The organism is Flavobacterium luteolum (assembly GCF_027111275.1).
Classification (GTDB): Bacteria; Bacteroidota; Bacteroidia; order Flavobacteriales; family Flavobacteriaceae; genus Flavobacterium; species Flavobacterium luteolum.
Map to the genome: position 1 here is coordinate 952721 of NZ_CP114286.1, position 21215 is coordinate 973935.

14 protein-coding genes are annotated in these 21215 nt (G+C 34.4%); 6 read left to right on the forward strand and 8 right to left on the reverse strand.

Annotated elements, in window-relative coordinates; translation table 11 throughout:
* Nucleotides 1–343: 343 nt before the first annotated feature.
* The 7 genes from OZP10_RS03725 to OZP10_RS03755 form a co-directional block, all read right to left on the reverse strand.
* A complete protein-coding gene (locus OZP10_RS03725) occupies nt 344–1309 on the reverse strand; it encodes a glycoside hydrolase family 5 protein (protein WP_281633583.1) in 966 nt (321 codons plus the stop codon).
* Between the two features lie 11 nt (nt 1310–1320).
* On the reverse strand, nt 1321–2553 hold the full coding sequence (locus OZP10_RS03730; RefSeq protein ID WP_281633584.1) for a glycoside hydrolase family 27 protein: 1233 nt from the start codon (nt 2551–2553) through the stop codon (nt 1321–1323).
* Nucleotides 2554–2645: 92 nt separating this feature from the next.
* A complete protein-coding gene (locus OZP10_RS03735; RefSeq protein WP_281633585.1) occupies nt 2646–3905 on the reverse strand; it encodes a fasciclin domain-containing protein in 1260 nt (419 codons plus the stop codon).
* Between the two features lie 83 nt (nt 3906–3988).
* Entirely contained in the window at nt 3989–5062 is a 1074-nt protein-coding gene (locus OZP10_RS03740; protein WP_281633586.1) for an IPT/TIG domain-containing protein, read from the reverse strand.
* A 20-nt stretch (nt 5063–5082) separates the two neighbouring features.
* Nucleotides 5083–6645 (reverse strand): RagB/SusD family nutrient uptake outer membrane protein, encoded by a 1563-nt coding sequence (locus tag OZP10_RS03745; protein WP_281633587.1) that lies wholly within the window; start codon nt 6643–6645, stop codon nt 5083–5085.
* Nucleotides 6646–6656: 11 nt separating this feature from the next.
* Entirely contained in the window at nt 6657–9824 is a 3168-nt protein-coding gene (locus OZP10_RS03750) for a SusC/RagA family TonB-linked outer membrane protein (RefSeq protein WP_281633588.1), read from the reverse strand.
* A gap of 312 nt (nt 9825–10136) precedes the next feature.
* Nucleotides 10137–11015, reverse strand: coding sequence for an AraC family transcriptional regulator (locus OZP10_RS03755; RefSeq protein WP_177212433.1), 879 nt, complete (start codon nt 11013–11015; stop codon nt 10137–10139).
* A 305-nt stretch (nt 11016–11320) separates the two neighbouring features.
* Here OZP10_RS03755 and OZP10_RS03760 point away from each other — a divergent pair, with 305 nt between their 5' ends.
* The 6 genes from OZP10_RS03760 (at nt 11321) to OZP10_RS03785 (ending at nt 20044) form a co-directional block, all read left to right on the forward strand.
* On the forward strand, nt 11321–12457 hold the full coding sequence (locus OZP10_RS03760; protein WP_281633589.1) for a glycoside hydrolase family 26 protein: 1137 nt from the start codon (nt 11321–11323) through the stop codon (nt 12455–12457).
* A gap of 236 nt (nt 12458–12693) precedes the next feature.
* A complete protein-coding gene (locus OZP10_RS03765; protein ID WP_281633590.1) occupies nt 12694–14085 on the forward strand; it encodes an MFS transporter in 1392 nt (463 codons plus the stop codon).
* A gap of 28 nt (nt 14086–14113) precedes the next feature.
* Nucleotides 14114–15304 carry a glycoside hydrolase family 130 protein gene (locus tag OZP10_RS03770; protein ID WP_281633591.1) on the forward strand — a complete coding sequence of 397 codons (1191 nt, stop codon included), beginning with the start codon at nt 14114–14116 and terminating at the stop codon, nt 15302–15304.
* Between the two features lie 7 nt (nt 15305–15311).
* Entirely contained in the window at nt 15312–16502 is a 1191-nt protein-coding gene (locus tag OZP10_RS03775; protein ID WP_281633592.1) for an AGE family epimerase/isomerase, read from the forward strand.
* Nucleotides 16503–16634: 132 nt separating this feature from the next.
* Nucleotides 16635–17921, forward strand: a complete 1287-nt coding sequence (locus tag OZP10_RS03780) for a glycoside hydrolase 5 family protein (protein ID WP_281633593.1) — start codon at nt 16635–16637, stop codon at nt 17919–17921.
* A gap of 143 nt (nt 17922–18064) precedes the next feature.
* The gene (locus OZP10_RS03785) at nt 18065–20044 is read left to right on the forward strand and encodes a retaining alpha-galactosidase (protein WP_281633594.1); all 1980 of its coding nucleotides are present in this window, start codon (nt 18065–18067) and stop codon (nt 20042–20044) included.
* 195 nt (nt 20045–20239) lie between these two features.
* On the opposite strand, the gene mgrA is transcribed toward OZP10_RS03785, so the two are convergent.
* Complete coding sequence (gene mgrA / locus OZP10_RS03790) at nt 20240–21196, reverse strand: L-glyceraldehyde 3-phosphate reductase (RefSeq protein ID WP_281633595.1); 957 nt, start codon at nt 21194–21196, stop codon at nt 20240–20242.
* Between the last annotated feature and the right edge of the window lie 19 nt (nt 21197–21215).

Below are 21215 nucleotides of genomic sequence, written 5' to 3' on the forward strand. Positions count from 1 at the left end.
AAAATTCAACAACGTATTTTTCCGTTATTTTTAAATTTTATAATAGGTGTAAGTAAAAATTACTACAAAAAACAAACATAAAACACTATAAAAATACATTTGAAAATAAAATACCCCATAAAAAATAGGGGTCATATATAAAAAATCAAAAACAAACACCTAGAACACTTTCAAAAAAAACAGCTTACAAGCCTTTTTTCAACAAGAAAAAATTCTTACAAATAATACCCTTACAAAACACCTCTGATTTAAGAACTGAAAAGCGCTTTTACGATATTGAAAAACAAAAAAAAATCCCGTTCATTTAAATGAACGAGATTTTGTATAAACGACTCAAAATGATCTATTCTTCTTTATTATATTTTCTTAAATACTCACGGACTTTAATTCCTGATTCTTTCAAATCCTCATCTTTCCATTTCCCATCAGATTTGGCAGACTTTTTCAAAATAGAGCAAGTTTCATCTTTATCAGACACGGACCACGTGATCCAACTTAATTTTCGAGCTTCCATCCAATCGATATATTCTTGCCAAGCTTTATAATTTAAAGGTCCGTCTCCGGAAGCTTCCATTCCAGCAGATTCTGAAATAAAAACTGGCAACCCTCTCTTAATGGCCATATCTGTTCTATCTCTCAATTCTTTACCATGAGTTGCCGCATAAAAATGCATGGTATACATTATATTAGTATAATCTCTTATCGGATCTTCGGCTGGAAGATCAATATCCTGATCCCAATGCGGACAGCCGACCAAAATAATGTTATTAGGATCGTTTTCACGAATTACTCGAATTATCTCTTCGGCGTAATTTTTAACTTCCCACCAAGTTTCATAATCTGGTTCATTAAATACCTCATATATAATATTAGGATACTTAGCATACTTTTTTGACATTCCTGAAAAAAAGGCTGTAGCTTCTTTCAGATTTACATTATGACTGTGCCAGTCTATAATTACGTAGATATCAGATTTTATAGCACCATTTATTACTGCTTCTATTTTCTCTTTAGAAAATTCTGGATTATTAATGTAGGTGAAATCTCCAAGTTCGATGCCCATTGCGGCACGAACCACATTACAATTAAAATCCTTTTTTAGCCAACTCACTGCTTTTTCATTATAAAATCTCGGCCACATGCTATGCCAACCAAAACTTAATCCGCGAAGCACAACCGGATTATTATCTTTATCAACAAGCTGAGTTCCAAGAACACTTAATTGACCATGTTTTTTCACAAATTGTGCTTTTGAAATATTTATAAACATCAAAAGTAAAATAGCGGCATAACAGAACTTTGATTTCATAATGTATTAATTTAAGGGATTAATTTTAAGGTAATCACATCATGCGAAGCTATTTCTGCACTAAAAGGCTTCTTTGTATTTCCTGCTTCTTTATTTTTCCAAAGATCTTTTATTTTGAATATCGTTTTTACAAAATCAGCTTCATAACCAAAATCAGCATCTTTGATATTGTTCTTTTTCCAATCGAAAGCGATCTTTTTTGAAGTTTCGGTTCTATTTACAAAGCTAACTGCCCAAGCTCCATGTGAAAGTGGTTTTACCCATACTTCTACTCCATCTAATATAGCATATTTAAAGCCTTGAATCCCTAATTTATCTTGATTGACAGCCAGTAATTCTTTATTCGTTAAAATAGCCAAAGTTTCTTTCGACATTTTTCGATAATCATTTCCTGTAAACAAAGGAGAAGAAAGCATACACCACATTGCAAAATGCGTTTTATCTTCGGTATCGTTCATTTCGTTTCCAACTTCCATCATATCAAAATCATTCCAATGATCGGGACCTGAATATTTTCGAATATCTTTTCTCATATCGGCTATTTTCATGAATCCCCAAGACGACCAATTTTCTGGATGTTTGAATTCGCAGTCAAAGCATGGGTAAATATCTCCCGATATTCTCCAAAGATTACCAATTGGCTTTCCCCATTCCCATGGCTGATTGTCTCCCCATTCGCAAAGGCTGAAAACAATTGGTCTTCCAGCTGTTTTAATTGCATTGCTCATTGTAGTGTAAGCTTCTTTTGCTGTAATTCCTTCTGTATTACACCAATCGTATTTTAAAAAATCGATTCCGAGTTTTGCATAAAATCTAGCATCTTGATATTCGTAACCTCTTGTTCCTGGATAACCTGCACAGGTTTTTGTTCCTGCGCAATTGTACAAACCAAATTTCAGACCTTTACTATGCACATAATCAATAAGCGCTTTCATTCCGTTTGGAAATTTTTCAGGATCGGGCACTAAATCACCGTTTACATCACGTTCGTGCGTCATCCAGCCATCATCTAAAACAATATAATTATAACCCGAAGCCGCCAGACCCGAAGTAACCATGATGTCTGCAGTTTCTTTCACTAATTTCTCATTGATATTGGTTGCAAAAGTATTCCAAGAATTCCAGCCCATTGGTGGTGTCATTGCCAATCCTTCAAATTTACCGCCTTGCTGTTTATGTGTATTGCCTTGGCTAAAAGCAAAACTCGAAATACCCAGAATAAGTACTAAAATTATTTTTTTCATTCTTTATTCATTTAAAAAAGACATATAAAAAGATATTCCCTAATTTCTCAATTAGGGAACACCTCAAACTAACTCATAACCTATTATTATTTTTATAAAAATCCGATATCATCTATATAAAGAACACTAGACGGAGTAATTGTTCCTCCAGAAAACTCCTGAATAAACACACTATCAAAATTTCCATCAGTTAAAAGTTCAGGATGCAAAGCCGAAATAGGAATTGAAATATTATTCCATTGCCCTGGCACTAAAGTAACCGTCGTACCCTTGGCAGAATCGCCCGTATCACTATTTATGGTAACCATAATTTTAGTGCTTTCTGTTGGAAAAATAGACATTTTAACAAATTGGTAATCTGATGCTTTTAGAAGAAGATCAGAGTGCATGAAAAGTCCGCTCCAAGCTTCAGCAACTTTTTTGATTGCATTTGTTCCTCTGCTAACTTTTTCAGTGCTTTCCCAGGTTATGTCTCCTCCCCAGCCCCAGCCCCATCCTTTCAATGAGTCTTCGTATAATAAATATTTAAGTCCGATTCCGCTTGGAGCAGACACTCCAAACTCCGTTTCAATAACTATAAGCGCATACGAATCAAAATCAGCAGGAACAGTTGCTTTTATTTCTGTTTTAGAAACTGCAGTAAATGTCGCTTCAGTAGATCCGAACTTAACGCTTTTAACTTTTACAAAATTTTGTCCCGTAATAGTTATAACATCTCCTGGAGAAGCCAGAACTTGCGATAAGCTGCTAATTACTGGAGCTGGAGGAGTCAATTCAATCACATTACTTAAAACATTGACAAAACCATTTGTTCCGTAATAATCTAATCCTGGCGCTTCTTTATCAGATCCGTTTACTTTTAAAGTATTATTGGTTACATTAATACTCAATAAGTATAAATCTGCATTTACTGCATTTGCCATTGTCGCATAATCTCCTGTTTCCAGATAGTCTGCTTGAACCCCTTCCAATTTAGCCACTCTTTTCTTAACACCTTTAATAACGTGACTTAAAACAAGCTGTTTCAAATCTGCTACAGGAACTAAGTTTACATCTGGATATCCTAAATCATTTACATAACCATTAGCTACCAAATATGCATCAAAAGCAGTATTGTTAGGTACGAAATAAGTGTAATTATCAGCTGTATCTAATGTCGATTCTAAACCAGCCAGTTTTATCGCTTTTGTAAACGTAGTTAAATTACTATTTGCCTGAAGCAAGCCGTATGCCGTATTATAATTTTGCTGTGCTCCTCCAATATCTTCAATTTCGTTATCGCAGGAAGAAGCTGCGACAACCAAAAAGGCACATATAGCAATATGTTTTACTTTATTATATATATTTTTCATAAATTCTTTTTTAGTTTTTAATTATGGATCTTACTAAACAAACTCAGTTTAAGAATCGAAATTTATTTTCGAATCCCACCCAATTATTTCAATACAAATCCAATATTATCTAAATAGATAACATTACCTCCAAATCCTCCAAATTCTTGAAATCCTATATTAGATATTTCTGTAGGGCTTCCGACTGCAGTATATGGTATTTCAAAATAAGTCCATGAGCTTTTGATTTCAATTATTTCAGTATTAGCTTCAACATTAACATCATTAGCAAAAAACTTCACTTTTCCTGCTTTTTCACCTTTAATCCAAAATCGTATAGCCTTAAATTTATCTGTATCATGATAAGACCAGTTATTAATTCCGATTACATAACCATCCCATTCTCCCGACTTCCATTGAATACATTTTAATCCTTGCTTAACATCCTTAGTATAAGCCTTATCAAGCTCGTTGTTATCATCCCATAAATCTTCCCAACCCCAAATGTTTGTGGAGGCATCATCATAAATTCCCGAACCTATTGTTTCTGGAGCTACTGTTGTTCCAGATACATTTGTTACAGATAAACTTTTCAAGTAACTTCCCTCAGGAACTTTAACCTGAATCTCTGTCAATGTAGAAGATATTGGCTCAACTTGGATGTCTCCAAAATTAACTACAGGACGCAAGAAATATTCACCTGTAATGGTAATGATATCTCCTGGATTTGGATTAACAGGAAATCCTGTAATATTAGGACTTGGGGGTCTAATCGCTACTTTATAGCTCAAGGTGCCTTTTCCGGTTACGATCTTCATTTCGTCCATCTCATTATAGTATGGCGTTTTTGAATCTACTAAAACCACAATTGCATTGTCTGTTACGAATGTGGGATTAAAATAAGACTCTAATCCGTTGAATGAAATTGATTGTAATGTCGAAAAACCAGATCCTCTAATGATATAGTAGTTTCCTGCATTAATAACATCTGTAGGAACATCTACTTTTCTATCACCTTCAACCAAAGGATCGTCAACAACAGATCTGCTTATACCTGTTACTTCGAGTTTTCCAGATGAACTTGCCGAATCATCATTTGAACAGGAAGCGAAGAGGAAAATTGAAATCGAAGCCAAAAAATACAACTTCAATAACATGCTATTTTTTATATTTTTCATAGTGATTTACTTTTAAAAAATTATTTGAAAGTGTAAGGAACTGGTGCCTCTTTCAATTTTGGATTTTTTCTAACTTCGACATCTGGTTTTGGATAAATAAAATCAGTTGGCGTTGGCGTATAATGTATTACACCTTGAGAATCGAAACCTCTATCTTGCTTAGAAATTATATTGATTGCTTCCTGACGTGGCAGTCTTCCTAAATCGAACCAAAATTCTCCTTCAAAAGCAAATTCAACTCTACGCTCATGAAATAAAGCCGCTTTTGTTAAAGGAACATTAGTCCCTAAAATGCCAAGACCTGCTCTAAGTCTCACTTTGTTATATGATTCTTTTGCTGCAGCGTTTGTAGTTTCATCAGCTCCAGCCATAGTTGCTTCGGCATGTATTAATAAAAGATCGGCATAACGCATAATATAATTACAGTTATTCATTCCTCCCCATCCATCAGCTGGTCCTGTTTCGCTAGTCACTTGCCCAACAACATATTTCTTAACCGCTGCTCCTGTATTGGCTAATGCATCTGGATATTTCGTTTTATCCATAACAAAACCGACAACACCATCTCCTTTAATGTTAGGATAAGAATCTCCATAAATCATAAAAGACTCTTTTCTTCTTAAATCTCCGATTTCAAAAGCATCCTGAACATCATTACTCGGCACATAAGTAGCACCGTATGAAGCGTTATCATTTAAAATATCTAAACCATATTGAATATTCGAAAAATTTCCTCCTCCATAAGTATTGATAGCTCCTGACCACTGCCAAGAATAAATAGACTCTTGGTTATTATTTCTACTTGTCAGAAACAAATCTCCGAAGTTTGGCATCAAATCGAACTCACCAGAATTGATTACTTTTTCAGCCATTGATTTAGAATCTGCATATTTCTTTTCATATAAATATACTTTGGCTAAAAATGCTTCAGCAGAACCTTGAGTTACAAAAATATTGTCTCCGCTAGGAGTTCTAGATCTAATTTTTGATTTAAGATTTGCTGCGGCAAATTTTAAATCGTTTTCAATGAAGGTATAAACGTCTTCAATTCTATTTGTATTTACCATTGGATTTTTTGCCAAAGCCAAATTATCTTCTATAATAGGCACTGGTCCATACAAACGAACCAAATAAAAATACGCGATCGATCTAAAAAAATGTGCTTCTGCAATTGTGTTTTTAATAACTGCCTTATTCACATCTGCTGTGGCATTTTTTTCAATATTGTTAATTAAGTTATTGGCTTGCGCTATAATTGCAAAACAAGCTCTCCAAGGATCTAACAATATTGGACTATCAGAAGTCAATTTAAACTGAATCAATTCTGGCCCATCAGCATAAGCCAAACAATTCCCTGATGACAGTTCTGACAATGCGTAAAAGTTTTTAGTATAATAAGGAGCCCACATTGCACCATACATTCCGTAAGTAGTTCTTGCAACCTGCTCATCAGTATTATAAAACTGGTCACTGCTGTAACTATCTTCAGATGGGCGATCCAAAAAATCTTCGCTGCAAGAAGTAGTTGCCAAACCTAGCGTTAAGAATAAAACTAAGGTCTTTATATTGATATATTTTTTCATAAGAGTAGTAATTAAAATTCTAAATTCATTCCAAAAGTGAAACTACGATTGGTTGGGTAACGCCCTGAATCGATTCCAGATAATAATGGATCTTGGTTATATGATCCAATTTCAGGATCATAGCCTGTATATTTGGTAAATGTGTAAAGATTTTGAATACCAAAGTAAAATCTTAATTTACTAATGCTCGCTTTTGAAATCACATCTGAAGGCATATTATATCCTAAAGTAACTTGCTGGATTCTTAAATAAGAAGCATCTTCTACATAACGATCAGAGATTGCAATATTTGGATGTCCGTCTCCTCCATCAGGTCTTGGATATTTTGCATCGGTATTTTCTGGTGTCCAAAAATCTGCAGCTTCTGCCAACTGATTTTCATACAAACGTTGGTTTTTTGTACCAGCACGTCTTGTTAGGTTCATTGCTTTATTGCCATAAGATCCCTGTAAGAAGACACCTAAATCAACATTTTTATATTTAAAAGTATTGTTGAAGCCATAAGTAAATTTCGGTGCTGGGTTACCAATATAGGTTAAGTCCTTATCATCAATCAAACCATCTTTGTTCTGATCTACATACTCCACATCTCCCAACTGGCTTTTTACCGCTTTATTTCCTGTAAAAGGAATTGGTGCATTGGCCAATTGCTCGTTTGTTCTGATAATACCAACTGCTTGATATCCGTAAAACTGTCCAACCGGCTGACCAACTACAGTTTTGGTTACTGCTTTAGTCGTATAATCATTAAGCATTACATCTTTTGTCAAATCAAAATTGTCTTGTAGACTCAACAATTTATTTTTATTTGTAGAGAAAATTACTTTTGAATTCCAAGAAAAGTCTTTTCCGAACTTTTCATTATAATCTAAAGTCATTTCAAAACCTTGATTTCTTAAACTTCCTAAATTTACGCTTGGCGCTCCTAAACCACCTTGATAAGCATCTGTACCTGTAACGTAGTACGGCAATGGCAATACAAATAAAAATCCTTCAGATTCTTTTTTGTATACATCAAATGTTGCTTGAAGTTTTGATTTGAAAAGTGTAAAATCTAAACCAAAGTTGGTTTGTTTAGAAGTTTCCCAAGTTAGATCTGGATTTGCAATATTATTAACCGTAAAGAAGTTACCCATTGCCGATTTTATTGCACGAACAGTACTCATGTAACCGCCACCGCCAATATTTTGGTTTCCAGTCTCTCCATATCCACCTCTGAACTTGATATTATCAATATATTCTCTCGTTCCTTCCATAAACTTTTCGTTCGAAAGTTTCCAATAACCTGAAACCGAAGGAAAGTAACCCCATTTTTGACCTGGCCCGAAATTTGAACTTCCATCCGCTCTCATAGTTGCCTGCAAACCATATCGATTATCATAATCGTAATTAAAAGATCCGAAGAAAGAATACAAAGCAGAACTTCCTTTATATTCTGAAGCAACAACTGAATCAGGATCTCCTAAACTAATAGAATGAATATCATTACTCAATAACCCAGAAACAGATTGCGAATTTCCAAACCAATGACTATCATTTGCCTCTTGACCAGCTAAGACGTTAAAATGATGATTCCCTACATCAGCTTTATATGTCAAAAGGTTTTTAACATTAAGCTGATACCAATTGCTTGCTCTTTCTGTCAGCATATTGGTTTCTCTAACCGCTGAGCCCCACTTATAAGTAGGCTGAAAACCTTCAAAATTATCAACATTTGTAGAGCCTCCAAAATCAAATCGATATTCCAATCCTTTTGCAATTCTAAAGCTCGCATAAAAATTTCCCAAGAAATTCTTTTTGATTAATTTATTGGTATTCATCAAAGCCGAAGCCACAGGATTGATCCAAACTCCAATTGATCCGTCTGCTGGCGGACCAGAATAATTACCATTTGTATCTTTTACCGCAACATCTGGAGTAGATAAAATAGAAGTACTGATAATACCATTACTCGCTCCATTTATAGTAATATCTTCATTTGTTATACCAGCACCAACAGACACTCCAACTGTTAGCCAATCTTTTATTTTGCTATCAACATTTGTTTTAAAATTATATCTTTTAAAAGCAGAACCTATAACAATTCCTTCCTGATTGGTATAACCTCCAGAAATATAATAGTTTGTACCATCTTTTGCACCAGAAAACGAAACCTGATAATTATTCATTATAGCCGTTTTATAAATCTCATCTTGCCAATTTGTTCCTTTACCAAGAACAGACGGAACAGCAAATTCGTCTCTCGGCGCCACACCATAAACAGCAGCCAAAGCATTCTGCTGTGCAGCATATTGACTCAAAGTCATAGTATCTAACAAGTTAGTTACATTTTGAATAGAGAAATAAGAATCAAAAGTGATTTTTCCTGTTCCTTTCTTACCTCTTTTTGTAGTAATAATAACAACTCCATTCGACGCTCTAGAACCATATATAGCAGTTGCAGAAGCATCTTTCAAAATATCCATCGTTTCAATGTCATTCGGATTTAAAAAAGAGATTGGGCTCGAAGTTACGTTTCCTGTATTTGTTCCCAAATAACCTGTAACTATAGAACCTCCAGTTGCAGTATTGGCAGCATCTCCAGAAATAGGAATGCCATCAACAATATACAATGGCTCATTGGTTCCAGAAATAGAAGTAGTTCCACGTATTTTAACTGACACACTACTTCCTGGCTGTCCAGAGTTGTTCGTAACTGTTACCCCAGCAGCACGTCCTTGCAACAATTGATCTACAGATACTTGTGGAGAGTCTGCAATATCTTTAGAAGTAACAGTAGAAATAGCGCCTGTCAAATCCTTTTTCTTTACACTTCTATATCCTACATTTACCAATACTTCACGCAAATCTTCAGCGCTCAGTTTTAAAATCACGTTGAATGTTCCTCCATTTTTTATGTTGACTGTCTGTGTAACGTAGCCAATAAATGAAATAGAAAGAGTAGAATTTGCGGGTGCTTCTATAGAAAATTTCCCATCAAAATCTGTCGAGGCTACTTTTTTTGTACCTGTAACCATGATGTTGGCGCCAGGAATAGACAACCCCTTCTCGTCAGATACTGTTCCAGAAACCTTTACCTGTGCTGTAATAAAATTACTGGTCAGTAACAAAAATAATATCAAAGGAACGGCTCTGTGGTCAGCCCTCCAATGAATGAAGCTAGTAATTAGTTTTTTCATAATAAGTGTTTGGTTAGTTAAATTTGTTTATTGCATAATCTTAAAGTAAATGCCAGGGAAAAGTTACTCTTAAATTATTTAACAAATCTATAACAGAGACCATTATCAAATCAATAGTATTATATCATTTAATGATAATATTTTTACTATAATCGATTTAAAAAACACATATCAAAATAAATACGGATAAAAATTGAATTATTCGCAAAGACAACCCTCTTAAACAACTCAACCATGAATAAAAACTAATGAAATCTAGAAAAGAAAACGATTTCGCTAAAAATAATATTTACAAGTGATAAAAAAGTATCACTATAAAATGCGTTTCAAACCAGAAAATTCTTCGCGATACTGACTTGGAGTACAATTTTTAGTCGCTTTAAAACTACGGTTAAAATTGGCTATATTATTAAAACCAGATTTAAATGCAACCTCAGAAACACTCATATCTTTCTCAACCAACCAACGTGCTGCATAACCAATTCGAATGTCATTTATATAATTGACGAAAGTTTTTCCTGTACGTTTTTTTATAAATCGGTTAAAAGAAATAATTGACATACTCGCCACATTTGCCACGTCTTCTAAAGTGATTTTCTCAGCAAAATGTTTCTGCACATACTCATAAACCAATTTCATTTTATCATAATCATCAAACGTATCATAATCGACGGTATAAGTCGAAAGCAGACGCTGATTTCTAGAATTGGCAAGATCATATAATAAAGACGTTATTTCAAGAAAATAATCCATCCCGTCCAGTTTTGAAAGCCTCACAAGCCTTGGCGTCAGCTCTTCGGCAGTTTTTTTTGAAAACAAAATTCCATGGATCGATCGGTTAAACATGTCCCGAATCGGATTCATAATACGTCTTGCAAGTAAAGATTCATGAAATAAATCGTTGTGAAACTGAATCGTAATTTCGTGTATTTTTTTATTTGTGCATTTATTCAATTCCCAGCCGTGATATAAATTCGGACCAATCAAAACCAATTCGACATTATCAATTTCTTCAATATTATCTCCCACAACTCGCTTAACCCCTTTTCCGTTCAGGATAAAATTAATCTCAAATTCCGGATGATAGTGCACCGGAAAATCAAAACTATCTTTTACACGATCAAAAACCAAAAAGCTGTCACCCGCAGCAAGCGGTGCAATTTCTCTATAAAAATTTTTCGTAGTACCCATCTTAAAACTATTTTCAGGAAAGTAATGTGTATATTTTTGACTGCAATAATATGATATATAATTGATAAAATAATATTAATTACACTATTATCATCCGTTTATCTTTGAAAAAATTAATTATCATTTCTTTAAAAAGAATATTAATAATAAACATTAATCATTTTTAATCGAATATCTTTTTATAGTTTTAATAATTTTAAAGAGTAATCGCTAAAGAATTTTCGAGTAATACAAACAGTAGATTTTCAAATCATAAATCATTGTATATTTATCGTTTAGCGCCATTAACAACCAATAATCCGACAATGAAAAAACATTTTATTATGCTCCTAACTGCTGTTTTGATAAGCACTTCCTGCGAATCTCAAAAAAACAACAGTAATACAATTTTGTCACTTTCAGATAAAAAAGCCACTCCAGAAACGCAATCACTTTATAAAAACCTAAATACATTATCGAAAAAAGGTTTTCTGTTTGGACATCAAGACGATTTAGCTTACGGTGTAAAATGGAAATATGAAGATGGACGAAGCGACATAAAAGATGTTGTAGGCGATTATCCAGCTGTTTATGGATGGGATATTGCAGGTTTAGAAAATAATAAACCTAATAATATTGACGGCGTTCCTTTTGCTAAAATGAAACAATATATTATTGATGCCAATGCCAGAGGCGGAATTTCTACCATAAGCTGGCACTTTGATAATCCTGCAACTGGAAAAAATGCTTGGGATAACGTTCCTAATTCTTTAAAAACAATTTTGCCTGGTGCCGAAAATCATAAAAAATTTACTTCTTGGCTAGATAAAGCTTCGGCTTTCTTTTTGTCTTTAAAAGATAAAAACGGAAAGAGCATTCCGATACTTTTTAGACCTTTTCATGAGTTTACTGGCGGATGGTTTTGGTGGGGAAAAGGAAATTGCACTCCAGAGGAATTTAAAACGGCTTGGAAATTTACAGTTGATTATTTGCAGAAAAAAGGCGTTCATAACTTGATATATGTATACAATACTGGGAGTTTTAATAGCGAAGCAGACTTTTTAGCCAATTATCCTGGAGATGATTATGCCGATATTTTAAGTTTTGATACTTATCAAAACAATGATGACCCGAATGGTGAAAAATTTATAAGTGAAGTTCAAAAACAATTTAAGATTTTAAATGAGATTTGTCTTCAAAAAAACAAACCAATGGCACTGGCCGAAGCTGGTTACGAAGCCGTTCCAGATCCAAAATGGTGGACAGGAACTTTACTAAAAGCAATTGGAGATTATAAAATTTCTTATGTCTTGATGTGGAGAAATCATGGCTGGCAAGAAAAAGAACAAAAAATGCATTATTATGCGCCATTTTCTGGACAAGTAAGCGAAAAAGATTTTGTTGATTTTTACAATCTCGATCAGACTATCTTTGAAAAAGACATTCAGAAAAAATTAAAATGATCAATTAAGCGAAATAGAACAAAATTTAATTTCAACACATAGAAACATAGATTTTTACTGCTTCTGTTTGAGGTTAAAGAAAAAGCAAGCTTTAAAACATAGTTCTATGTGTATTATTCTAAGTGAAACGCCTTTAGTAAATTCCTAAAAGCTATGTTTCTATGTGTTAAAAATAATTTTATCAAACGAGTTAAAATAATTGCCCCAAAATAAATTAAAACCTTAAAAAATAACCAATGCACGACAAAATTAGTTTAAAAGAAAAAATCGGTTACGGACTTGGAGACGCTGCTTCATCTATGTTCTGGAAAATTTTCAGTATGTATTTACTGTTTTTCTACACCGACGTTTTCGGATTGGCACCTGCTGTAGTCGGAACCATGTTTTTAATTACCCGTATCTGGGATTCTTGTTTTGACCCAATTGTTGGAATACTGGCTGACAGAACCAAAAGCAAATGGGGAAAATTTAGACCATACTTACTTTGGGTAGCGATACCTTTTGCCGTAATTGGAGTTTTAACTTTTTACACTCCAGATTTTGACGAAAAAGGAAAAATCATTTACGCATACGTGACTTATTCATTAATGATGATGATATATTCTTTGATCAACGTTCCTTATGCATCACTTTTGGGCGTAATGTCATCTGATAGAAAAGAAAGAAATACACTTTCGTCTTACCGAATGGTTTTTGCTTTTGGAGGAAGTTTATTGGCACTTTGGCTAATTGAACCTTTGGTGAATTATTTTGGAGGAAATTTAAATTCTAAAACGGGCTGGCTGGCAACAATTGCTGTTTTCGGTTTAATTACCACAGCATTTTTCTGGGCTTGTTTTGCCTTTACAAAAGAAAGAATCAAACCTATTGCAGACGAACAAAACAACTTAAAAGAAGATTTAAAAGATCTTTGGAAAAATAAACCTTGGTGGATTTTATTGGGAGCAGGAATTGGAGCTTTGGTATTCAATTCAATTCGTGACGGAGCTGCGGTTTATTACTTTAAATATTATGTAAGCAGTGCTGTAAATTTCGATTTTTCGCTTTTCGGAACCGATTTTCACATGACTCCAACCTCTATTTATTTGGTATTAGGACAAGCAGCAAACATTATTGGAGTAATCATTGCAACGCCAATTGCTAATAAAATTGGTAAAAAGAAAACCTTTTTTGGAGCAATGGCTTTAGCAGCAATTTTAAGTCTTGTTTTCTATTTATTCGGAAAAGAAGATGTTTTCTTAATTATGAGTTTCCAAATTTTAATTAGTATTTGCGCGGGCTGTATTTTCCCATTAATCTGGTCAATGTATGCCGACAGCGCTGACTATTCAGAATGGAAACAAGGACGCAGAGCAACAGGATTGGTATTTTCAGCATCCTCAATGTCACAAAAATTCGGATGGACAATAGGTGGTGCTGGAGCAGGATGGCTTTTAGGATATTACGGTTTTCAGGCCAATGTCGAGCAAACCGCAACAGCTCAAAACGGAATTCAATTAATGTTAAGCATACTGCCAGCAATTGCGGCCGCAATCTCAGTAGCTTTTATCGCATTTTACCCTCTATCAGAAGAAAAACTACAGATTATAGAACAGGATTTAAACGAAAAAAGAGATCAAAATCAATAAAAAAATAAAGACATAGAAATCAATTTATATGACAACAATAACATCTTCAGTCCATTTTCAAGAAAGAAAATCGGCATTAGAAAAAGAACATAAAACGCTGATTGAGCAAAAAAATGAACCGCAAAAAATTGCAGGAAACGGTATTTACGAACGCTATAAAAACCCTGTTGTTACTGCTGCTCATGTTCCTTTAAACTGGCGTTTTGATTTTAACGAAAACACAAATCCGTTTTTACAGGAAAGAATTGGCGTAAATGCCGCTTTCAACGCTGGAGCAATGAAATGGAATGGCAAATATTTACTTGCTGTTCGTGTAGAAGGAATTGACAGAAAATCGTTTTTTGCCATTGCAGAAAGTCCAAACGGAATAGATAATTTCAAATTTTGGGATAAACCTTGCGTAATTCCGCAAACAGAAGAACCTGACACCAACGTATACGACATGCGTCTGATCAATCACGAAGACGGTTACGTGTATGGAATTTTCTGTACCGAAAGAAAAGATCCAAAAGCTCCAAAAGGTGATACAAGTTCGGCTGTTGCCAATGCTGGAATTGTTCGTTCTAAAGATTTAGTAAACTGGGAAAGACTTCCTGATTTAATTTCGAATACTGGACAGCAGCGAAATGTAGTGTTGCATCCTGAATTTGTAGACGGAAAATATGCTTTATACACACGTCCGCAAGATGGTTTTATTGATGTTGGGTCAGGCGGCGGAATTGGTTTAGGTTATGTTGAAGACATGAAAAATCCAGTTGTAAAAGACGAAAAAATTATTTTTGGAAAACAATATCATACCATTTATGAATTGAAAAATGGTTTGGGTCCGGCTCCAATTAAAACCTCAAAAGGCTGGTTACATTTAGCCCACGGAGTTCGTAATACGGCTGCAGGATTACGCTACACTTTATACATGTTCATGACCGATTTGAATGATATTTCGAAAGTAACACATGTTCCTGCAGGACATTTTATGGGACCTGAAGGAATTGAAAGAGTTGGCGATGTTTCGAATGTTTTGTTTTCTAACGGATGGATTGAAGGCGAAAACGGAACAGTTTACATATATTATGCTTCGTCTGATACAAGAATGCATGTGGCAGTTTCTACAGTTGATAAATTGGTTGATTATGTGATTAATACTCCCGCAGATACTTTTATTTCTGCAGGTTCAGTTCAAACGATTATTAATCAAATCGAAAAAAATAACGCAATCTAAAAATACCGTGTCATTACAACTAAAGCTTTTAAAATCGGAACTAACCGCAGAACTGGATTCCATTCTAAACTATTGGTCGCAACGAACTATTGATGAGAAAAATGGTGGTTTTGCTGGTCAAATCGATTTTAACGATCATCTGATTGCCCATGCCGAAAAAGGTTCGGTTTTAAACGCCCGAATTCTTTGGACATTCTCTGCCAGCTACAAAACCACAAAAAACAAAAACCACAAAAAACTGGCAGAAAGGGCATTTGAGTTTCTTGTAGCTTACTTTTATGACACCCAATTTGGAGGTCTTTTTTGGAGTATTAATGAGGATAAAACTCCAAAAGACACCAAAAACCAGATTTATGCTTTAGCCTTTGCGATTTATGGATTGTCTGAATATTATTCGATTTCAAATGAAGAAAGAGCTTTAGAAATTGCTAAGAAACTCTATCTAAAAATTGAGGAACACAGTTACGATCCTATAAACAAAGGGTATTTTGAAGCTTTCACAAGAGATTGGCAGCCAATTGAAGATTTGCGATTGAGTGCAAAAGATGCCAATGAAAAGAAAACCATGAATACACATCTTCATATTATTGAAGGTTATGTGAATTTATATAAAGTTTGGAAAGATGAAAAACTGCTTGCTACTATTATCGAATTACTAGAAACCATCGAAAAATATTTTATCAATACCGAAACGGGACATTTGCGTTTGTTTTTTGATGAAAATTGGAAAGAAAAACCAGATGTTATTTCATACGGACATGATATTGAAGCAGCTTGGCTTTTACAGCAATGTGCCGAAATTTCAGAAAATGAAACTTTGATTGCCAATTATAAAAAACATGCCATTCAAATTGCAGAAGTAACCAAAGAAGGTTTAGATACTGATGGCGGTTTATGGTACGAATTTGATCCTGAAAAAAATGAGTTAATTGCCGAAAAGCATTGGTGGCCACAGGCTGAGGCCTTAATTGGTTTTTATAATGCTTATCAATTAACAGGAAAAGAAGAATATCTGGATATTGTTTACAAAAACTGGAAATTCATAAAAAAACACATGATCGACCGGCAAAACGGAGAATGGTATTGGGGAATTTATGGCGATTATAGTATAATAAAAAAAGACAAAGCTGGATTCTGGAAATGTCCCTATCATAATGGCCGTGCTTGCCTAGAACTTATTCATCGAATTGAGAATTAAGGTTTCAAATAAAAATCAAAACGTCTTACAGAACGTAAAGCCCTAGCCCCGATAGAAGCGGCATCCTTTTATGGTGGGGTTCACCATAAAAGATATAGCGTATAGCGGGATTAGCTCCTTAAAATATAAATTATGAAAAACAGATTCTTTAAAACCCTTTCATTGGCCTTAATTTTTACTACAATTGCTTGTCAGGCGCAGGAAAAAATAACCGTAAAAGGAAATGAATTTTACAAAGGTGATAAACCGTACGCTTATATTGGTACCAATTATTGGTATGGAAGTATGTTGGCTTCTAAAAAAATAGGCGATCGTAAAAGACTTTTGCGCGAATTGGATTTAATGAAGAAAAACGGAATCGATAATTTACGGGTTTTAGTTGGTGCTGATGGCGGAAAATATGATTTTACAGTTCGTCCAGCACTGCAATATGAAGAAGGAAAATATGATGAAGATTTATTGGATGGATTGGATTTTCTGATTAACGAAATGAGCAAACGAGGTATGTACGCCGTTTTATACTTGACCAATAACTGGGAATGGTCGGGCGGAATGTCGCAATATTTGGAATGGAATGGTAAAGGTCCAGTTCCTGTTCCGAATATTCCGCCGAATACTTGGCCACAGTTTATGTCGTACACAGAACAATTTCATAGCTGTGAACCTTGCATGGAAGCTTTAAACAATCACGTGAAGTTTATTATTGGAAGAACAAATGCCTATTCTAAAAAGAAATATAACGAAGACAACACGATTATGTCTTGGCAGGTTGGAAACGAACCTAGACTTTTTACGGTAGAAAATGAAGTTAAATTCACAAAATGGCTCAATAACATTGTGGATTTGATTGATAGTTTAGACAAAAATCATTTGGTTTCGACAGGCTCTGAAGGAAAAAATAGTTCGAACGACAGCATGGAAATCTTCGAAAGAACACATCAAAATCCGAACATTGATTATTTGACGATGCATATCTGGCCTAAAAACTGGAATTGGTTTAAAGCCGATAATGCCGAAGCGACAATGCCAAAAACTATTGAAAACGCTGGTAAATATATTGACGATCATATAAAAGTGGCAAACAATCTGAAAAGACCCATAATCATTGAAGAATTTGGACTTCCGAGAGAAAATGAAAATCTGAATTCGGGAGCATCTTCTGTTTACAGAAATCAATTTTACAGCTACATTTTTGGAAGAGTCGCTGAAAGCGTTAAAAACAATGGTCCGTTAAGAGCTGCCAATTTCTGGGGTTATGGGGGTGAAGGAAAAGCAATTCACCCAGACGGAAAATGGAATCCCGGAGAGCCTTTTACAACAGATCCTCCACAAGAACCACAAGGGTTGAATTCTGTTTTTAATGGAGATAAATCGACATTAGAAATTGTAAAAAAATACAACGTAGAATTAAAGAAATAAAAGAATCATTCATCTCTATTTTCTGTAGAGACGCACCGCAGTGCGTCTTACGCAACGATTATACGCGTCGTAAACTGAACGTAGACGCACTGCGGTGCGCCTCTACAGAATAACAAAATCGAAATTTGATAAAAAAGCACAGCATGAAAAATATATTTATTCTTTTTTGTTTTTTATTTCTGAACATCTCTTTTTCACAAAAGAAACAAGACTTTATTCTGAAATCTCCCGACGGAAAAATCGAAGTTAAAATTGCTGTGAATGATAAAATCTCTTGGTCAATTTCGCATGAAAAAGATTTGATTTTGGCTACGTCTGAAATGTCGATTACTTTATATCAAAATGAGGTTTTAGGAAAAAATCCAGTTATTTTAAATTCAAAAAAAGAAAATGTAAATACTTCTTTTGAAACACCTTTTTACAAAAAGAAAACCGTAAAAGATCAATACAACAAACTGATTCTAAATTTTAAAAATGATTTCGCTCTCGAATTTCGTGTTTTTGATGATGGGGCAGCGTATCGATTCATCACAAAAAAGAAAAAAGAGATTACTGTTAAAGACGAAGAAGTGGTGCTAAATTTCGACAAGGATTATAATACTTTGATGCCGTATGTACGTGATTTAAGAAATCCGAAAGATCAGTTTATTTCTTCTTTTGAATCGCACTATGAAAACAAAAAAATCAGCGAGTTTTCTAAAGACACTTTGGCATTCTTACCTTTTCTAATTGATTATAAAAACCATAAAAAAGCCATTTTCTTAGAAGCTGATCTAGAAGATTATGCGGGACTTTTTGTAACCAATAATAAAAACAAAACTGGCTTTGAATCTCGTTTTTCTAAATACCCTACTCAAGAAACCAACGGCGGTTTTAATTACCTCAACAAACTGATTACCGAAAGAGCCGATTATTTGGTAAAAACAAAAGGAACGAGAACTTTTCCGTGGAGAGCGATTGTCATTTCTGAAAATGATGCGGCTTTGGCCAATAATGATATGGTTCAGAAATTAGCAGAACCTTCTAGAATAAAGGATATTTCATGGATAAAACCAGGAAAAGTAGCTTGGGATTGGTGGAACGACTGGAATATTTACAACGTAGATTTTAAAGCTGGAATTAATACGCAGACATATAAATATTACATTGATTTTGCGTCTAAAAACAAAGTCGAATATGTGGTTTTGGATGAAGGCTGGAGTATTGAAACCGACATTATGAAACACAATCCAAATGTCGATTTGGAAGCTTTAATCGCTTACGCGAAAGAACGAAACGTTGGCATTATTTTGTGGGCTTCGTGGATGGCAATAAACGATAAAACAGAAGCCGTTTTTGACAATTATGCAAAACTAGGCGTAAAGGGCTTTAAAGTAGATTTTATTGACCGCGACGATGCCAAAATGGTAAATTCGGTTTATGATATTGCACAAAAAGCAGCCAATCATAAATTGATAATCGATTTTCACGGAATGTACAAACCAACTGGAATTCAGAGAACATATCCAAATATTTTAAACTTTGAAGGTGTAAAAGGCTTAGAAAACAATAAATGGACACCAAATGATGATGTTCCGTTATACGATACCACAATTCCGTTTATTAGAATGATGGCGGGTCCAATGGATTATACGCCAGGCGCTATGCGAAATGCTACAAAAAGCGAATTCAAGCCAAGTCATTCAACTCCAATGAGTCAAGGAACGAGATGTCACCAATTGGCACTATACACTATTTTTGAAGCGCCTTTACAAATGATGGCCGACAGTCCGACCGCTTTTATGAAAGAGCAAGAAAGTACTGATTTTATCGCTAAAGTTCCTACGACTTTTGATGAAACTGTTTCCTTAGACGGTGAAGTTGGAAAATATGTTTCTATTGCTAGAAGAAAAGGAAATACTTGGTACTTAGGCGCAATAACAAATTGGGATTCTAGAGAAGTAACAATTGATTTTTCTTTCCTTGAAAAAGGCAAAAAATTCCAAGCCGAAATTTTCTCTGATGGTATAAATGCCGACAAAGCTGCAACTGATTATAAAAAAGAAATGATTACTATTGACTCGACAACTAAACTAAAATATCGTTTAGCAAACGGTGGAGGATTGGCGATGATTATAAAATAAAATCCATTTCTATAAACAAACCCGACAGGTTTTAAAAACCTGTCGGGTTTATAATATCTAAACATGACGTCGACGCATAGAAGCGTATCTACGATTATGTATTTTTACGAATTAACAATTTATAATTAACAATTTATAATTAACAATTTATAATTAACAATTTATAATTAACAATTTATAATTAACAATTCACAATTAAGACAATATCTTCTCAATCGCATTCAATTCATCTTGCGAAAATTCAGTATTCTGTAAACAGTCAATATTATTACACAATTGTTTTACAGAACTTGCTCCAATTAAAACAGAAGTAATTCGTTTATCTTTTTGCAACCAAGCCAAAGCCATTTGTGCCAAAGACTGATTTCTATTCTGAGCAATTTCATTCAGCTGGATTAATTTCTGGATTCTTTCGTGCGTCACCTCATCTTCTTTCAAATGCCCATTTGGATTATGCGCTCGTGAGTTTTCAGGAATTCCTTTTAAATATTTATCCGTTAAAAGTCCTTGTGCTAAAGGTGAAAAAGCAATACAGCCTACTCCTTTTTCTTCTAAAACATCTAACAAGCCATTTTCAACCCAACGTTCCAACATGGAATATTTTGCTTGATGAATCAAACAAGGCGTTCCCAATTGCTTTAAAACATCGACCGCAACTCTGGTTTGCTCAGCAGAATAATTACTGATTCCAACATACAAAGCTTTTCCGCTTCTAACAGCGTGATCCAAAGCCATCATGGTTTCTTCAATTGGCGTTTCTGGATCTGGGCGGTGTGAGTAAAAAATATCGACATAATCAATGCTCATTCGTTTCAAACTCTGATCTAAACTTGACAATAGATATTTTCTCGAACCCCAATCTCCATAAGGACCTTTCCACATGGTATAACCTGCTTTAGTAGAAATTACGATTTCATCACGAAGATTCCCTTGAAAATTATGCCACAAGATTTTACCAAAGTTTTCCTCAGCAGAACCTGGAACTGGCCCATAATTATTCGCTAAATCAAAATGGGTAATTCCTTTATCAAAAGCTTCAATGGCAATACTTTCGGCATTTTCAAAATTATCAACCGAACCGAAGTTGTGCCATAATCCTAAAGAAATTTCAGGAAGCAGCAAACCGCTTTTTCCGCATCTGTTATATTTCATTGTTTTAATTTAAAAGTTG

Bases quoted from the DNA above. Each gene is read 5' to 3' on its own strand.
- OZP10_RS03725 (WP_281633583.1), bottom strand. From the start codon at position 1,309: ATGAAATCAAAGTTCTGTTATGCCGCTATTTTACTTTTGATGTTTATA.
- OZP10_RS03730 (WP_281633584.1), bottom strand. From the start codon at position 2,553: ATGAAAAAAATAATTTTAGTACTTATTCTGGGTATTTCGAGTTTTGCT.
- OZP10_RS03735 (WP_281633585.1), bottom strand. From the start codon at position 3,905: ATGAAAAATATATATAATAAAGTAAAACATATTGCTATATGTGCCTTT.
- OZP10_RS03740 (WP_281633586.1), bottom strand. From the start codon at position 5,062: ATGAAAAATATAAAAAATAGCATGTTATTGAAGTTGTATTTTTTGGCT.
- OZP10_RS03745 (WP_281633587.1), bottom strand. From the start codon at position 6,645: ATGAAAAAATATATCAATATAAAGACCTTAGTTTTATTCTTAACGCTA.
- OZP10_RS03750 (WP_281633588.1), bottom strand. From the start codon at position 9,824: ATGAAAAAACTAATTACTAGCTTCATTCATTGGAGGGCTGACCACAGA.
- OZP10_RS03755 (WP_177212433.1), bottom strand. From the start codon at position 11,015: ATGGGTACTACGAAAAATTTTTATAGAGAAATTGCACCGCTTGCTGCG.
- OZP10_RS03760 (WP_281633589.1), top strand. From the start codon at position 11,321: ATGAAAAAACATTTTATTATGCTCCTAACTGCTGTTTTGATAAGCACT.
- OZP10_RS03765 (WP_281633590.1), top strand. From the start codon at position 12,694: ATGCACGACAAAATTAGTTTAAAAGAAAAAATCGGTTACGGACTTGGA.
- OZP10_RS03770 (WP_281633591.1), top strand. From the start codon at position 14,114: ATGACAACAATAACATCTTCAGTCCATTTTCAAGAAAGAAAATCGGCA.
- OZP10_RS03780 (WP_281633593.1), top strand. From the start codon at position 16,635: ATGAAAAACAGATTCTTTAAAACCCTTTCATTGGCCTTAATTTTTACT.
- OZP10_RS03785 (WP_281633594.1), top strand. From the start codon at position 18,065: ATGAAAAATATATTTATTCTTTTTTGTTTTTTATTTCTGAACATCTCT.
- mgrA (WP_281633595.1), bottom strand. From the start codon at position 21,196: ATGAAATATAACAGATGCGGAAAAAGCGGTTTGCTGCTTCCTGAAATT.